The sequence below is a fragment of the Spirillospora sp. NPDC047418 genome (assembly GCF_040643275.1).
GTDB lineage: Bacteria > Actinomycetota > Actinomycetes > Streptosporangiales > Streptosporangiaceae > Spirillospora.
On the sequence record NZ_JBEYTW010000014.1, the window covers coordinates 76,730 to 92,929 of the forward strand.

General features: G+C 73.4%; 11 protein-coding genes and 2 pseudogenes. All 13 read left to right on the top strand.

Annotated elements, in window-relative coordinates:
- Positions 1 to 162: 162 nt before the first annotated feature.
- Positions 163 to 3,816 (top strand): chromosome segregation protein SMC, encoded by a 3,654-nt coding sequence (gene smc / locus ABZ806_RS11815; protein WP_500216860.1) that lies wholly within the window; start codon positions 163 to 165, stop codon positions 3,814 to 3,816.
- A 104-nt stretch (positions 3,817 to 3,920) separates the two neighbouring features.
- Entirely contained in the window at positions 3,921 to 5,075 is a 1,155-nt protein-coding gene (gene ftsY, locus ABZ806_RS11820) for a signal recognition particle-docking protein FtsY (RefSeq protein ID WP_500216861.1), read from the top strand.
- 170 nt (positions 5,076 to 5,245) lie between these two features.
- Positions 5,246 to 6,577: an ammonium transporter gene (locus ABZ806_RS11825; RefSeq protein WP_500216862.1), complete on the top strand. Its 1,332-nt coding sequence runs from the start codon at positions 5,246 to 5,248 to the stop codon at positions 6,575 to 6,577.
- 2 nt (positions 6,578 to 6,579) lie between these two features.
- Positions 6,580 to 6,918, top strand: a complete 339-nt coding sequence (locus tag ABZ806_RS11830; protein ID WP_500216863.1) for a P-II family nitrogen regulator — start codon at positions 6,580 to 6,582, stop codon at positions 6,916 to 6,918.
- Positions 6,919 to 6,926: 8 nt separating this feature from the next.
- Positions 6,927 to 9,440: a [protein-PII] uridylyltransferase gene (locus ABZ806_RS11835; RefSeq protein ID WP_500216864.1), complete on the top strand. Its 2,514-nt coding sequence runs from the start codon at positions 6,927 to 6,929 to the stop codon at positions 9,438 to 9,440.
- A 152-nt stretch (positions 9,441 to 9,592) separates the two neighbouring features.
- Positions 9,593 to 11,161, top strand: coding sequence for a signal recognition particle protein (gene ffh, locus ABZ806_RS11840; protein WP_500216865.1), 1,569 nt, complete (start codon positions 9,593 to 9,595; stop codon positions 11,159 to 11,161).
- A 244-nt stretch (positions 11,162 to 11,405) separates the two neighbouring features.
- A complete protein-coding gene (gene rpsP / locus ABZ806_RS11845) occupies positions 11,406 to 11,855 on the top strand; it encodes a 30S ribosomal protein S16 (protein ID WP_500216866.1) in 450 nt (149 codons plus the stop codon).
- A 2-nt stretch (positions 11,856 to 11,857) separates the two neighbouring features.
- Complete coding sequence (locus ABZ806_RS11850; RefSeq protein WP_067632131.1) at positions 11,858 to 12,100, top strand: RNA-binding protein; 243 nt, start codon at positions 11,858 to 11,860, stop codon at positions 12,098 to 12,100.
- Between the two features lie 11 nt (positions 12,101 to 12,111).
- Positions 12,112 to 12,624 (top strand): ribosome maturation factor RimM, encoded by a 513-nt coding sequence (rimM, locus tag ABZ806_RS11855; protein ID WP_500216867.1) that lies wholly within the window; start codon positions 12,112 to 12,114, stop codon positions 12,622 to 12,624.
- Positions 12,621 to 12,875: pseudogene (locus tag ABZ806_RS11860) on the top strand (tRNA (guanosine(37)-N1)-methyltransferase TrmD); the annotation flags it as partial. The gene rimM and the pseudogene ABZ806_RS11860, both read left to right, overlap by 4 nt.
- Before the next feature lie 681 nt (positions 12,876 to 13,556).
- Positions 13,557 to 14,219 (top strand): annotated as a pseudogene (gene trmD / locus ABZ806_RS11865) (tRNA (guanine(37)-N(1))-methyltransferase); the annotation flags it as partial.
- Between the two features lie 118 nt (positions 14,220 to 14,337).
- A complete protein-coding gene (gene rplS, locus ABZ806_RS11870) occupies positions 14,338 to 14,688 on the top strand; it encodes a 50S ribosomal protein L19 (RefSeq protein WP_067632127.1) in 351 nt (116 codons plus the stop codon).
- A gap of 168 nt (positions 14,689 to 14,856) precedes the next feature.
- Positions 14,857 to 15,744, top strand: a complete 888-nt coding sequence (lepB, locus tag ABZ806_RS11875; RefSeq protein WP_500216868.1) for a signal peptidase I — start codon at positions 14,857 to 14,859, stop codon at positions 15,742 to 15,744.
- Positions 15,745 to 16,200 lie beyond the last annotated feature (456 nt).

Below are 16,200 nucleotides of genomic sequence, written 5' to 3' on the forward strand. Positions count from 1 at the left end.
GTTGATCTGTGGAATTGCGGCATCTGCCGGGTGCGGCGGCCGGTGCGGCCGACGCCGGGATCGCGGGCGCGGCCACGCGATAGCCTCTACCGTTGCGGCCGGGCGGCCGGCGGTGCCGCCCGGAGTCCGGCACCGGCGCGGAGCAGGGAGGATGGCGAGGGTTTGTACCTGAAGACCTTGACGTTGCGCGGCTTCAAGTCCTTCGCGTCCTCCACCACGCTGAAGTTCGAGCCGGGGATCACGGCCGTCGTCGGGCCGAACGGGTCGGGCAAGTCCAACGTCGTGGACGCGCTGGCCTGGGTCATGGGCGAGCAGGGCGCCAAGTCGCTGCGCGGCGGCAAGATGGAGGACGTCATCTTCGCCGGGACGGCGAACCGGGCGCCGCTCGGCCGCGCCGAGGTCGTGCTGACGATCGACAACTCCGACGGGGCGCTGCCGATCGACTACACCGAGGTGACGATCAGCCGGCTGATGTTCCGGTCCGGGTCGAGCGAGTACGCGATCAACGGCGACGGGTGCCGGCTGCTGGACATCCAGGAGCTCCTGTCGGACTCCGGCATCGGCCGCGAGATGCACGTCATCATCGGGCAGGGGCAGCTCGACCGCGTCCTGCACTCGGGCCCCGAGGGGCGCCGCGCGGTGATCGAGGAGGCGGCCGGCGTCCTCAAGCACCGCAAGCGCAAGGAGAAGGCGCTCCGGAAGCTGGACGCGATGCAGGGCAACCTCACCCGCGTCCAGGACCTCACCGGCGAGCTGCGGCGGCAGCTGAAGCCGCTCGGCAAGCAGGCCGAGATCGCGCGGCGGGCCGCGGTGATCCAGGCCGATCTGCGGGACGCGAAGCTGCGGCTGCTGGCCGACGACCTGGTCACGCTCGGGACGAGGCTGGAGCAGGAGGCCGCCGACGAGGCCGCGATCCGCGAGCGCCGCACCGAGACCGAGCGGGCGCTGGCCGAGGCGCAGCGGCGCGAGGCGGTGCTGGAGGCCGAGGAGGCCGAGCAGGCGCCGCGGCTCGCGCAGGTCCAGGACACCTGGTTCCGGCTGTCGGCGCTGAAGGAGCGGCTGAACGGCGTCGCCGACCTCGCCGCCGAGCGGCACCGCAACGCCGCCGAGGCGCGCGAGGAGGAGCGCCGCGGCCGCGACCCCGAGGAGATGGAGCGCGAGGCCGCCGAGATCCGCGAGCAGGAGGAGATGCTCCGCGCCGCGCTGGACGAGGCGCAGGACGGGCTGGCCGACGCCGTCCAGGAGCGGACCGGCGTCGAGGAGGCCCTCGCCGCCGAGGAGCGCCGCCTGCAGGCCGCCGCGCGCGCCGCCGCCGACCGCCGCGAGGAGCTGGCGCGGACCCGCGGCCGGGTCGAGGCGCTGCGCAGCAGGGCGCAGGCCGGGCGGTCGGAGATCGGGCGGCTCACCGAGGCCCGCGCGGAGGCCGAGCAGCGCGCCGAGGACGCCCGGATGGAGTTCGAGGCGTTCGAGGCCGAGGTCGTCGAGGACCCGGCGCTCGCCGCCGAGCACGAGGTCGCGCAGGAGGCCCTCGCCACCGCCAAGGACGCCGCCGAGGCCGCGCGTTCGGCCGTGGACGGCCCGCGCCGGGCGCTGAAGGAGGCGCGCGGCGCGGTGGGGGCGGCGCGGTCCGCCGACCAGGCCGCGCAGAAGAGGGTCGCGGCGCTGCAGGCGCGGATCGAGGCCCTGAACCTGACGCTCGCCAGCGCCGCCGACGGCGGCGAGGCGCTGCTGTCGGCGGGTGCGGACGGGACGCTCGACGGGGTGCTGGGGACGGTCGCGTCCCTGCTGAACGTCCGCCCCGGCTACGAGACGGCGGTCGCCGCCGCGCTCGGCAACGCCGCCGAGGCCATCGCCGTCGGCTCCCTGGACACGGCCGAGGCCGCGCTGGCGCTGCTGCGCTCCCGCGACGCCGGGCGCGCCGGGCTGCTCGTCGGCGGGGGAGCGGCGGCACCGTCCGGCCGGGTGCCGGGCGTCGACTACGCGATCGACGCGGTGACCGTCCCGGGCACCGTTCGCCCGGCCCTGGAGCACCTCCTGCGGGACGTGGCCGTGGTGGACGACGTGCCGTCCGCCGCGTCGCTCGTCCGCCGGGAGCCGTCCCTGCGCGCCGTGACCCGCGAAGGCGACCTCGTCGGCGCGCACTGGGCCCAGGGCGGCGCGGCCGGCGGCGGCCAGAGCCTCCTGCGGATGCGCGCGACGCTCGACGAGGCCACCGAGGACCTCGCCGCCGCGGAGACCGCCGCCGGTGCCGCCGCCGACGGGCTCGGCGCGTCGACGGAGCGCGAGCAGTCCGCCCAGACGGCGCTGGAGGCGGCCGAGGCCGCGGCCACCGGGGCGCAGTCGAGCGTCAACCAGGCCCAGGCCGAGCTGGACCGCGTCCGGGCGCGCGTGCGCGAGTTCGACGCGCACGCCGCGCAGGAGGCCAAGCGCGCCGCGCGGCTGGAGGCCGACGCCCGCGGTGCGCGCGGCGAGGTGGAGCGGCTCACCAAGGCCCTCGACGCCGCGAACGAGTCGCTGGAGCGCGACACCGAGGCGGCCGAGGAGCTGGCGATGCGGCTCGCCGAGTCGGAGGAGGCCGCCGAGGTCGCCGACGAGGCCGGCGACGACACCGAGGCCCGCGACGAGCTGAACGCCCGCTGCCAGGAGCTGCGCTCCGCCGAGATGGAGGCGCGGCTGTCGGTCCGCACCGCCGAGGAGCGCGTCCAGGCCATCTCCGGCCGCGCCGACGCCCTGGAGCGCGGCGCCCGCCGCGAGCGCGAGGAGCGCGCCCGCGCCGCCCAGCGCCGCGCCCGTCGCGAGGAGCAGGCGAGGGTCGCCAAGGCCGTCCACCGGGGCGCCCGGACGGCCCTCGGCCGCATCGAGCACTCCCTCGCCGCAGCCGTTCGCCGCCGCGAGGCCGCCGAGCAGGCCAAGGCCGCCCGCGAGGCCGAGCTGAAGGTCGTCCGGACGCAGGTCCGCGAGCTGTCGGCGACCCTGGAGCGGCTCGTCAACGTCGTCCACGGCAACGAGGTCGCCCGCGCCGAGCAGCGGCTCCGGCTGGAGCAGTACGAGCAGCGCGCCCTGGAGGAGTTCGGGCTGGAGGTCGAGTCGCTCGTCGCCGAGTACGGCCCGGACCAGCTCGTCCCGCCCGACCCGGAGAAAGGGGAGGACGCGCGGCCCGTCCCCTACGACCGGACGGTCCAGGAGAAGCGCGCCAAGGCCGCCGAGCGGCAGCTCAACCAGCTCGGCAAGGTCAACCCGCTCGCCCTGGAGGAGTTCGCGGCGCTGGAGGAGCGGCACGCGTTCCTCACCTCGCAGCTGGAGGACCTCAAGAAGACCCAGCGGGAGCTGCTCGGCCTCGTCAAGGAGGTCGACGACCGCGTCCAGGAGGTGTTCGGCACCGCCTACGAGGACACCGCCCGCGAGTTCGAGCGGATCTTCGCGCGGCTGTTCCCCGGCGGCGAGGGCAGCCTCTCGCTGACCGAGCCCGACGACATCCTCACGACCGGCGTCGAGGTCGCGGCCCGCCCGCCGGGCAAGAAGGTCAAGCGGCTGTCGCTGCTGTCCGGCGGCGAGCGCTCCCTGGTCGCCATCGCCTTCCTCGTCGCCGTGTTCAAGGCGCGCCCGTCGCCGTTCTACGTCCTGGACGAGGTCGAGGCCGCGCTGGACGACACCAACACGCAGCGGCTCATCACCGTCTTCGAGGAGCTGCGCGAGTCGTCCCAGCTGATCGTCATCACCCACCAGAAGCGCACGATGGAGGGCGCCGACGCCCTCTACGGCGTCAGCATGCGCGGCGACGGCGTCACCCAGGTGGTCAGCCAGCGGCTGACCTAGCCTCGCGCGGAGCGAGGGCCGCCCGCGCCGCCGGCGGGGGTTCCAGGGGGTCGCCCCATGGGTAGACGCACATCCCCGGACGGACATGAAAAGCTGAGGGGGCTATGGAATATCTGATCGTCATCGCCGCGCTGGCCGCCGTCGCACTGATCGTCGGCGGCATCACCTTGCTGCGGCCACGCCGTACACGTCCGCGCCCGCCGGTGGAGCGGCCGTCGGAACGGACCGGTGGCGCGACCGCCGTCGACGAGGCGGAGGCCGGGGCCCCCACGATCGAGCGGGCGCCGCCGACGGAGGTGCCGGCGCCGCGGCCCACGGTCGAGATCGAGAAGCCGCCGCCGGGCGCGGGCCGGCTGGTCCGGCTGCGGGCGCGGCTCGCGCGCTCCCAGAACACGTTCGGCAAGACCCTGCTCGGCCTCCTGTCGCGCGACACGCTCGACGACGACGCCTGGGAGGAGATCGAGGACACCCTGATCACCGCCGACATGGGCACCGCCGTGGCCCGCCAGGTCACCGACGACCTGCGGACCCGCGTCCAGGTGCTCGGCACCCGCGGCCCGGGGGAGGTCCGGGCGCTGCTGAAGGAGGAGCTGGTCAAGCAGATCGGCCCCGACCTGGACCGCTCGCTGCGCACCGAGGGGCACGGCGACCGCCCGGCGGTGCTGATGGTCGTCGGCGTCAACGGCACCGGCAAGACCACCACCTGCGGCAAGCTCGGCCGCGTCCTCGTCGGCGACGGCGACACGGTCCTGCTGGGCGCGGCCGACACCTTCCGCGCCGCCGCCGCCGACCAGCTGGAGACGTGGGGGACGCGGGTCGGGGCGCAGGTCGTCCGCAGGGACGAGGGCGCCGACCCGGCGAGCGTCGCGTTCGACGCGGTGAAGCAGGGCATCGAGTCCAAGGTCAACGTGGTGATCATCGACACCGCGGGCCGGCTGCACACCAAGACCGGGCTGATGGACGAGCTGGGCAAGGTCAAGCGCGTCGTGGAGAAGCAGGCGACGGTGGACGAGGTGCTGCTCGTCCTGGACGCGACGACCGGCCAGAACGGCATGCAGCAGGCGCGCGTGTTCGCCGAGGTCGTGAACGTGACGGGCGTGGTGCTGACGAAGCTGGACGGCACCGCGAAGGGCGGCATCGTCGTCCAGGTGCAGCGGGAGCTCGGCGTCCCGGTGAAGCTGGTCGGGCTGGGCGAGGGCCCGGACGACCTCGCTCCGTTCGAGCCCGAGGCGTTCGTCGACGCGATCCTGGGCGACTGAAATTCCCCTATTAACGGCTAAAGGCGGCATGTGAGGACTTAGAAACACCGGGGAAACACCCGGGGGTGGGTTTTCACACCGGTGAAACGCAGGGGCCCCGCGCGCGAAACCGCCGAGGTCGAGTCTCTGAGCAGTTCGAAGTTCCCTGGCGAGGAGGGACTGTCTCAGAGATGAAGATCGATAGCGGTAGTACCGCCTGGATGCTGACGAGCACCGCGCTCGTCCTGCTGATGACACCCGGGCTTGCCTTCTTCTACGGAGGCATGAGCCGCGCGAAGAGCGTGCTCAACATGATGATGATGAGCTTCGTCAGCATCGCCGTGGTGGGCATGGCGTGGGTCGTCTACGGCTACTCCCTCACGTTCGGCGACGGCGGCGCGCTCAGCCCGGTCATCGGCGGGTTCGGCGACTGGGGGCTCGTCGGCCTGGAGAAGGCCGCCACGGCCGGCGACGGCACGGGCATCCCGCAACTGGTGTTCGTGGCCTTCCAGGCGACGTTCGCCATCATCACCGTCGCGCTGATCAGCGGCGCCGTCGCCGACCGCGCGAAGTTCGGCGCCTGGGTCGTGTTCACCCTGGTCTGGGCGACGCTCGTGTACTTCCCGATCGCGCACTGGGTGTGGTGGTCCGACGGCCAGGACGGCGGCAAGTCCGGCTGGCTGTTCGACCTCGGCGCGCTCGACTTCGCGGGCGGCACGGTCGTCCACATCAACGCCGGTGTCGCGGCGCTGGCGCTCGTGCTCGTCCTCGGCAAGCGCAGGGGCTGGCCGAAGGAGCCGATGCGCCCGCACAACCTGCCGTTCGTCCTGCTCGGGGCGGGCCTGCTGTGGTTCGGGTGGTTCGGGTTCAACGCCGGATCCGCCCTGTCCGCCGGCGCCACCGCGGCCGTCGCGTTCATCAACACGCTCGCCGCGACCTGCGCCGCCGCGTTCGCCTGGATCGTCGTCGAGAAGCTGCGGGACGGCGCGTCCACCACGCTCGGCATCGCCTCCGGCGTCGTCGCCGGGCTGGTCGCCGTCACCCCGGCCTGCGCGTTCGTCACCCCGCTCGGCGCCATCGTCCTCGGCCTCATCGCCGGCGCGGTGTGCGCGTTCGCGGTCGGGCTCAAGTACAGGCTCGGGTACGACGACTCGCTCGACGTGGTCGGCGTCCACATGGTCGGCGGCATCGTCGGCGCGCTGCTGATCGGCTTCCTGGCCACCACGGCGGTCAACGACGCGGGCGCCGACGGGCTGCTCGCCGGCGGCGGGTTCGCGCTGCTCGGCAAGCAGGCCGTCGCCGTCCTCGCGACGCTCGCCTACTCGTTCACCGTGACCTTCCTGATCGCGAAGGTCATCGACCTGACGATGGGCTTCCGGATCAGCGCGGACGACGAGGCCGCCGGCATCGACAGCACGGCGCACGCGGAGACCGCCTACGACTTCGGCACCATCCGCGCGGGCATCGGCTCCGGGGCGACCGCGGCGGCGCCCGCCGCCCCGGCGAAGAAGGTTGAGGCGTAGGGATGAAGCTCATCACGGCGGTCATCAAGCCGTTCAAGCTGGACGAGGTCAAGAAGGCCCTGGAGACCTTCGGGGTCAGGGGGATGACCGTCAGCGAGGCCAGCGGCTACGGACGGCAGAAGGGGCACACCGAGGTGTACCGGGGCGCCGAGTACCAGGTCGACCTGGTGCCCAAGCTCCGGATCGAGGTCCTGGTCGACGCCGCCGACGCCGACGACATCATCGACGTGATCGTCCGCGCCGCCCGCACCGACAAGATCGGCGACGGCAAGGTGTGGGCGGTCCCCGTCGACACGGTCGTCCGCGTCCGCACCGGCGAGACCGGCACGGAAGCCCTCTAGGCCGCCCCGTGCCCCGCACCCGCCGGCCCGCCGCCCCGGACGACGGCCCCACCGCGGCCGAGCGCGACCGCGCTCGGCCGCCCGGCCGGCCCGAGCCCTCCGGCGCGGCGCCCGACACGCCCGACACGGCCCGCGCTGCCCTGGCGGCGGCGCGGGCCGCCCGCGCCGCCGACCTGGACCGGGACCTGACCGCCCTTCTGACCACGGCCCGCGGGGGCGGAGGCGCGGGCCCGGCGGCGGCGGAGGGGATCGCGCTCGTCGCGGTCGGCAGCCACGCGCGCCGCGAACTGACGCCCGGCGGGGACCTCGACCTCGTCCTCCTGCACCGGGGGCGGGCCGACGTCGCCGGGATCGCCGACCGGGTCTGGTACCCGCTCTGGGACTCCGGGACACGCCTCGACCACTCCGTCCGCACCGTCCACGAGGCCCGTGCCGTCGCGCGCACCGACATGAAGGCCGCGCTCGGGCTGCTGTCCGCGCGCCGCGTCGCGGGCGACCGCACGCTGGTGGACGAGCTGCGCGCCGCCGTCCTCGCCGACTGGCGGGCCGACGCCGCCGCCCGGCTGCCCGAACTGTCCGCGATGTGCAGGGAACGCTGGGAGACCCGCGGCGAGCTGGCCTTCCTCCTCGAACCCGACATCAAGGAGGCCCACGGCGGGCTGCGCGACGTCCACGTGATGCACGCCGTCGCCGCGTCCTGGGTGGCGTCCGCCCCGGACGGCCGGGTCAGGGCCGCCCACGACCTGCTCCTCGACGTGCGGCACGCCCTGCACGAGGTCACCGGGCGCTCCGCCGACCGCCTCGTCCTCCAGGAGCAGGACGCCGTCGCCCGCGCCCTCGCCCTGCCCGGCGCGGACGTCCTGCAGCGCTCCATCGTCGACGCGGCCCGCACGATCACCTACGCGGGCTCCAACCTGTGGCGCCGCGTCGACCGCGTCACGCGGTCCAGGGCGGCCCGCTCCACCCGTGACCTGCCCGACCATCCCGACTCGCCGGCGGCGCGCCATGGGACGGCCGGTCGACCGGCCGCTGGACGGCCGGGCAGGCGGCCCGCGGACGCCGGACGGCGGCAGCCGGTCGAGCGGCGCCCCGTCGGTGACGGCGCCGTCGAGCACGGGGGCGAGGTCGTGCTCGCGCGGAACGCCGATCTCGGCGATCCGGCCCTCGTCCTGCGCGTCGCCGCCGCCGCGGCGCAGGCCGGCCTGCCGCTCGCTCCCGCGACCGCGGCCCGGCTCGCCGAACGCGCGGCCCTGCCGCCGGTGCCGTGGCCCCCGAGCGCCCGCGACGCGCTCGTCTCCCTGCTCGGCGCCGGTCCCGCCGCCATCGCCGTCTGGGAGGCACTGGACCGGGCCGGGCTGATCGTCCGGCTGCTGCCCGACTGGGAACATGTCCGGAACCGGCCGCAGCGCAACCCCGTCCACCGCTTCACCGTCGACCGCCACCTCGTGGAGACCGCCGCCGGCGCCGCCGCCCTCACCCGTGCGGTCGCCCGCCCCGACCTGCTGCTCATCGGTGCCCTGTTCCACGACATCGGCAAGGGCCGGCCCGGTGACCACTCCACCGCCGGCGCCGCCGCCGTCCGCGGCATCGGCACCCGCCTGGGCCTTCCGGAGGACGACGTCCGCGTCCTCGAGGCGCTCGTCCGCCACCATCTGCTGCTCCCCGACACCGCCACCCGCCGCGACATCGACGACCCCGTGACCGTCCAGACCGTCATCGACGCCGTATCCGGGGTGCCGGGACGCGAACGCGAGGTCCTCGACCTCCTCGCCGCCCTCGCGATCGCCGACGGCACCGCCACCGGCCCCGCCGCCTGGGGCGCGTGGAAGGCCGGCCTCGTCGCCGAACTGGCCCGCCGCGCGGCCGCCGCCCTGACCGGCGGGACGCCGCCGCCCCCGCCCGTCCCCGACCCCGCCCACCTGGCCCTGGCCCGCCACGACGGCGCGGCCGTCCGCGTCGCCGGCTCCCGGATCACCGTCGCCGCCCCCGACCGTCCGGGCCTCCTGTGGCGCGCCGCCGGTGTCCTGGCCCTGCACCGCCTGGCCGTGAAGACCGCCCGCACCACCTCCGGGGCGGTCGGCGGCCGGGCGGGGGAGACGGCGGTCCTGGACTTCACGGCGGTGCCGGAGTTCGGCACGCCACCGGACCCGGCCGGCCTGGAGGCGGACCTGCGGCGCATGCTCGCCGGGCGCCTCGACGTCGCCGACCGCCTGGAGCGGCGGGCGCGGTCGATGCGGACACGCCCCGGGGCGACCGTGCCGCCCCCGCGCGTCATGATCATCGAGGACGCGTCGCGGACGGCGGCCGTCATCGAGGTGCGCGCCCACGACCGTCCCGGCCTGCTGTGGAGGGTCGGGCAGGCGCTCGGCGCATGCGGCCTGCAGATCCGCGCCGCCCAGATCGACACCCTCGGCGCCGAGGCCGTCGACGTCTTCTACGTGGTGGACGACGAGGGACGCCCCCCGCACGACCCGTCCACCCTCGACACCGTCCAAGCAAAGATCACCACAGCCCTCCCCTGACCCCGCCCCCCGCGCGGACCCCTGCCACCGTGTCGCCTCACCGCGTGCGGGCACAGCTCTCCCGGGTGCGGCGGTGAGGTCGGCGCAACCAACAGGGTGACCCGATACGCTGATAGTCGATCCCAAAAGCTTTCCAAGGACGGTCCAGACACGTGTTCGAGACGCTCTCCGACCGGTTGACGACGGTCTTCTCGTCCCTGCGCAGCAAGGGCCGGCTCTCCGAGGCCGACATCAACGCGACGGCCCGCGAGATCCGGATCGCGCTCCTCGAGGCCGACGTCGCGCTGCCCGTCGTCAAGGACTTCATCGCGCGGGTCAAGGAGCGGGCCGCCGGCGCGGAGGTCTCGCAGGCGCTGAACCCGGCGCAGCAGGTCGTCAAGATCGTCAATGAGGAGCTCGTCGAGATCCTCGGCGGCGAGACCCGCCGGATCCGGCTGGCCAAGACGCCGCCCACCGTGATCATGCTCGCCGGCCTGCAGGGCGCCGGTAAGACCACCCTCGCCGGCAAGCTCGCCCGGTGGCTCAGGCAGGAGGGCCACACCCCGATGCTGGTGGCCGCCGACCTGCAGCGGCCCAACGCCGTCCAGCAGCTCCAGGTCGTCGGCGAGCGGGCCGGAGTGCCGGTGTTCGCACCCGAGCCGGGCAGCGGCGTCGGCGACCCGGTGGACGTGGCGCGCCGCTCGCTCGACCAGGCCCGGCACGCCCTGCACGACGTCGTCGTCATCGACACCGCGGGACGCCTCGGCGTCGACGCGGAGATGATGCAGCAGGCCATCGACATCCGCGACGCCGTCCAGCCCGACGACATCCTGTTCGTCGTCGACGCCATGGTCGGCCAGGACGCGGTCAACACCGCCCAGGCGTTCATGGACGGCGTCGGCTTCGACGGCGTCGTCCTCACCAAGCTCGACGGCGACGCGCGCGGCGGTGCGGCGCTCTCGGTCCGGCACATCACCGGGCGTCCGATCATGTTCGCCTCGACGGGCGAGAAGCTGGAGGACTTCAGCGTCTTCCACCCGGACCGCATGGCGGGCCGGATCCTCGACATGGGCGACATCCTCACCCTGATCGAGCAGGCCGAGCAGGCGTTCGACGCCGAGCAGGCCGAGAAGATGTCCACCAAGTTCGCGTCGGGCGAGGACTTCACCCTCGAGGACTTCCTCGAGCAGATGATGATGATCCGCAAGCTCGGCCCGATCGGCAACCTGCTCGGGATGATGCCGGGCATGGGGCAGGTCCGCGACCAGATCAGCCAGATCGACGACAAGGACCTGGACCGCATCGCCGCGATCATCCGCTCGATGACCCCGCAGGAGCGCTCCGAGCCGAAGATCATCAACGGCTCGCGGCGGGCCCGCATCGCCAAGGGCTCGGGCGTCGGCGTGGGCGAGGTCAGCAGCCTCGTCACCCGGTTCTTCGACGCGCAGAAGATGATGCGGCAGATGGCCGGCGGCATGGGCCTGCCCGGTATGCCGGGCGGACGCCGGAAGGCCGCGAAGGCGGCCGCCAAGAAGAGCAAGAAGGGCAAGCAGCGCAGCGGCGACCCGCGCAAGCGCGCCGCCGGCAAGGACCGGCAGCCCGCCGCCGACGCTCCGCCCCAGGGCCTCCCGCCGGGCCTCGGCGGCGGCCCGGGCGGGCTCCCGCCCGGCCTGGGCGGCCAGCTGCCGCCCGGCTTCCAGATGCCGGACCTCGGCAAACTCCAGGGCCGCAAGAAGAAGTGACCGCACGGCCGCCGCGGCGCCGTGTCCCCGAGCCCGTCCGAACCCGGACGGGCTCGGGGACACGGCGCCGCGCGATTGCACCTTTACACCGAACGTCTGGCAGAATGACAGGCTGGAAACCCGGAATCGCGAGGCGCCCTCTCTCGTCCTGCGCGGCCGGAGTCCATCGGACGGCCGTGAGCCGGTGTTCCCCACCTGGCACGGGCCCGTCCACCCAGTAACGAAATCGGAGTACACCACACCCGTGGCAGTCAAGATCAAGCTCAAGCGCCTGGGGAAGATCCGGAACCCGCAGTACCGGATCGTCGTCGCCGACGCCCGCACCAAGCGGGACGGGCGCGCCATCGAGGAGATCGGCCTCTACCAGCCCAAGCAGGAGCCGTCGCTCATCAAGATCGACTCTGAGCGGGCGCAGTACTGGCTCGGCGTCGGCGCGCAGCCGACCGAGCCCGTCCTGAACCTGCTGAAGATCACCGGCGACTGGCAGAAGTTCAAGGGCGAGCCGGGCGCCGAGGGCACCCTCAAGGTCGCCGAGCCCAAGGCCGACCGGAAGGCCGCCTTCGAGGCCGCCGTCAAGGAGTCCCTGGGCGACGAGGAGGCCGCCGGCACCGCCTCCCGCGCCAAGAAGAAGGCCGAGCCGAAGAAGTCCGAGGCCAAGGCCGCTGAGACCGACGAAGCCAAGAGCGAGGGCTGACAGTGCTCGAAGAAGCGCTCGAGCACCTGGTCCGCGGGATCGTGGAGAACCCGGACGACGTCCGGGTCCGCGCCCGGCGGATCAGGGGCGGCCGGGTCCTGGAGGTGCGCGTGCACCCCGAGGACCTCGGGAAGGTCATCGGCCGCGGCGGCCGCACCGCCAAGGCCCTCCGCACGGTGATCAGCGCCCTCTCCGGGGGCCGCTACGTGCGCGTTGACCTGCTCGACGTCAACGAGGTCCGCTGAGTGGCGTTCCGATGAGCGAACCGCTCGTAGTGGGACGTGTCGGGCGGCCTCACGGGGTCCGTGGCGAGGTCACCATCGACGTCCGCACGGACGAGCCGGACACCCGGTTCGCCGCGGGCGCGGAGATCGCCACCGACCCCGGCGCCGCCGGCCCGCTCACCATCGAGCGGATCCGCTGGCATTCGGGACGCCTGCTCGTGCGCTTCGCCGGGGTCGGCGACCGCGACGCCGCCGAGGAACTGCGCGGTACGTGGCTCGTCGTCGACCCCGGTGACATTCCCCCGTCCGCCGACCCGGACGACTTCCACGACCAGGAACTGGTCGGCCTCGCCGTGGTCACCGCGGACGGCGCCGCCGTCGGTGAGGTCGCGGAGGTCCTGCACCACGGCCAGGACCTGCTGGTCGTACGCGGGCCCGGCGGGGAGAAGCTCGTGCCCTTCGTGGCCGCGCTCGTCCCCGAGGTGGACGTTCCCGGGGGGCGGCTCGTCATCGACCCGCCCCCTGGTCTGCTCGACGAATCATGAAAATCGACATCGTCACGATCTTCCCCGAGTACTTCGCCCCCCTGGAGATCTCCCTCCTGGGCAAGGCCCGCCGCGCCGGCCTGCTGGACGTCAACGTCCACGACCTGCGCGCCTGGACCCACGACCGGCACCGCACCGTCGACGACACCCCCTACGGCGGCGGCCCCGGCATGGTCATGAAGCCGGACCCGTGGGGCGAAGCCCTCGACACCCTGATCCCCCCACCCCCCGCCGACACCACGCCGACTCCCAGACCCGACGCCCCCGTGTCCCCTGGCGAGGCAGCCCCAGCCGACGCCATCACGCCGCCCGGCGGGACCGTGCCGACTGGTGGAGCCGTACAACACGACGAACCCGTGCCGCCCGGCGGACCGGCGTCAACCGACGACACCACGCCGGACGAGCGCCTCCCCTCAGCCGGCGGCGCGCCCTCCGGCGGGATCGTGTCGCCTGGTGAGGCCGTACAACACGACGAATCCTTGCCGCCCGGCGGACCGGCGTCAGCCGACGACACCACGCCGGACGAGCGCCTCCCCCCGGCCAGCGGCGCGCCCTCCGGCGGGATCGTGTCGCCTGGTGAGGCCGTACAACACGACGAATCCTTGCCGCCCGACCGACCGGCGTCAGCCGACGACACCAAGCCGGGCAAGGGCCTCGCCCCGGCCGGCGGCGCGTCGACCGGCGGCTCGCTGTCACCCGGCGGGGCGGCGTCAGTTGACGGCACCATGCCGGGCGAGGGCATCGCCCCGGCGGGTGGTGTGCCGACTGGTGAGGGCGCGCCGTCCGATGGCTCGGTGTCACCTGGCGGGGCGGCCTCAGGTGAGGTCCCATCGGCAGGTGGGGGCGCGTCAGTTGGCGGACCGGTGTTGCGCGGTGGGGCACTGCCTGCCGGCGGTACGCGATTCGCCGAGACCATGTCAGCCGCTCAGATCACACCATCTGGCGGATCCGTGTCACCTGGCGGGGCGCCGACCGGCGAAGGCGCACCGACTGGCGAGGACGTGCTACCCGGATCCGGGGAATCGTCTTCGCCCGGTGCGGGGGCCGTGCCGCGGCTGATCATTCCGACGCCGAGCGGGCGGCCGTTCACGCAGGCCGACGCGGTGCGGTACGCGGCCGAGCCCTGGCTCGTGTTCGCCTGCGGGCGTTACGAGGGCATCGACTCCCGCGTCGCCGAGGAGGCCCGCACCCGCATGCCCGTGGACGAGGTCAGCCTCGGCGACTTCGTCCTCGCCGGCGGTGAGGTGGCAGTCATGGTGATGATCGAGGCGATCGCGCGGCTCGTGCCCGGTGTCCTCGGCAACGCCCAGTCGGTCACCGACGACTCCTTCGCCCCGGGCGCCATGGAGTCGCTCCTGGAGGGCCCCGTCTACACCAAGCCCCCCGTATGGCGGGAGCGGCCGGTTCCGGACGTCCTCCTCTCCGGGCACCATGGGGCGATCGCCCGCTGGCGGCGGGACGAGGCGCTCCGGCGGACGGCCCGGCACCGTCCCGAACTGCTCGCCCGCCTCGCGCCGGAGGATCTCGACAAGCGGGACCGCGCCGTCCTGCACGAGGCCGGTTTTCCGGTTGACGGCGAAGGTGTGGCAGACTAGAGCGTCCGTGCCTCCAGAGCGCACGGCACCCGAATACCACTTCCCGCGGCGCGACGCCCCCACGAAAGTCCCACCGGGGCCTCTCGACGCCCGCGTTCGACCACGAGGAAACGCTGCGATGCACACCCTGATCCAGGAGATCGAGAAGGCCGCGATGCGCGCCGACGTCCCGGACTTCCGTCCGGGCGACACGCTTAAGGTGCACGTGCGCGTCACTGAGGGCAACCGTAGCCGTATCCAGATCTTCCAGGGCGTGGTGATCCGGCGGCAGGGCGGCGGCGCCCGGGAGACGTTCACCGTCCGCAAGGTCAGCTACAGCGTCGGCGTCGAGCGGACGTTCCCGCTCAACAGCCCGTCGATCGACAAGATCGAAGTTGTGACCCGCGGCGACGTGCGCCGCGCCAAGCTGTACTACCTGCGCAACCTCCGCGGCAAGGCCGCGCGCATCAAGGAGAAGCGCGAGCACTGAGCCGATGGACCTCGACGCCCCGGGAACCCGCGACGGTGCCCGGGGCGTTGCCCGTTCCGGACTGGTACGACCGGCTCGTCCGCCCGCGACACGCCCGTGGGCGGGGTCCCGCAGGCTTTGCGGCGCTAGGCTTTCGCTCTGATGACTGAAGAGGACGATCGGAGAGACGTGCGATCCGAAGCCGAGGGCGCGGTGCCCGAAGAGAAGGAGCCCGTGGACTCGGCCGAGGAGACGGCCGACGACTCCGAAGACGGCGGCAAGGGCAAGAAGAAGAAACAGGGATCGTTCTGGAAAGAGCTCCCGGTCCTCATCGTCGTCGCCGTCGTACTCGCACTCGTTATCAAGGCGTTCGCGGTCCAGGCCTTCTACATCCCGTCCGGCTCCATGGAGAACACCCTCCAGGTCGGCGACCGCGTCCTCGTGAACAAGATCGTCTACCACACCCGGGACATCGCCCGCGGTGACGTGATCGTCTTCAACGGCCTGGACTCCTGGGACCCCGAGGTCCAGGTGGACGAGCCCGGTAACCCGATCTCCAAGGCGCTGCGCGCCGTCGGCACCGCGTTCGGTGTGGCGCCCAACGAGAAGGACTACATCAAGCGCGTCATCGGCATCCCCGGCGACCACGTGAAATGCTGCGATGCCAAGGGGCGGGTCACCGTCAACGGCGTCCCGCTGGACGAGAAGTCCTACATCTTCACCGACCCGATCACGCACGAGCAGAACAAGCCGTCCAACGACCCGTTCGACGTCACGGTGAAGCCGGGCCAGCTCTGGGTCATGGGCGACCACCGCGAACTCTCCTACGACTCCCGCTCCCACCGCGGCGACCCCGGCGGCGGCACCATCCCGATCGACCGCGTCATCGGCCGCGCCTTCGTCATCGTGTGGCCCCTCGACCGCATCAGCACCCTCCCGATTCCCGGCACTTTCAAGCAGCGCGGCCTAGAGAAGTCGGCCGCCGCCGCCGTCCCCGCCGCCCCGTACGCCATGGCCGTGCTCTGCACGCTCCCGCTCGCCTACTTCCGCCGCCGTCACCACCTCAGAGCCCGCTGACCCGCCCGCACACCCACCACCGCCCCGCCGCAGCGCGCAGCCCCCTTCACCGCGCCGCCCGCACACGGCCACCCACGCCCGCCTCGCTCGAAGCGCGTGCCCTCCAGCACGGCCACGGACACCGCATGCCACACGCATGGCCGCAGGCCCCAGGCCGTCCGGGCTGATGCAGTCACGGCGGGGTCTGTCCAGTTGTTAAACCGTACAGTCCCTCACGGCGGGCGCCAGGAGCGTTGCCGCCGGGAGGAACTGTGCGGTTTTCGGCTCTGTCGCAGTTATAACTGAGCGACAGAGCCGTTAACTGGACAGACCCGTGGCGTGTGATGTCTGACGGCGTGCCACCTGCCGCTGGTTTGGGCTTCGGTTGACGGCCCGGCGCTGCGTTCTGCCGTCGTGCGCGTTTTGCCTGGCGGCTGCATGTTTCTGGGTGGTCGTGGGATTTGTTTGACGCCGGGG

Coding starts and splice junctions, on each gene's coding strand:
- ftsY (WP_500216861.1), top strand. CDS start 3,921: ATGGAATATCTGATCGTCATCGCCGCGCTGGCCGCCGTCGCACTGATC.
- ABZ806_RS11825 (WP_500216862.1), top strand. CDS start 5,246: ATGAAGATCGATAGCGGTAGTACCGCCTGGATGCTGACGAGCACCGCG.
- ABZ806_RS11830 (WP_500216863.1), top strand. CDS start 6,580: ATGAAGCTCATCACGGCGGTCATCAAGCCGTTCAAGCTGGACGAGGTC.
- rimM (WP_500216867.1), top strand. CDS start 12,112: ATGAGCGAACCGCTCGTAGTGGGACGTGTCGGGCGGCCTCACGGGGTC.
- rplS (WP_067632127.1), top strand. CDS start 14,338: ATGCACACCCTGATCCAGGAGATCGAGAAGGCCGCGATGCGCGCCGAC.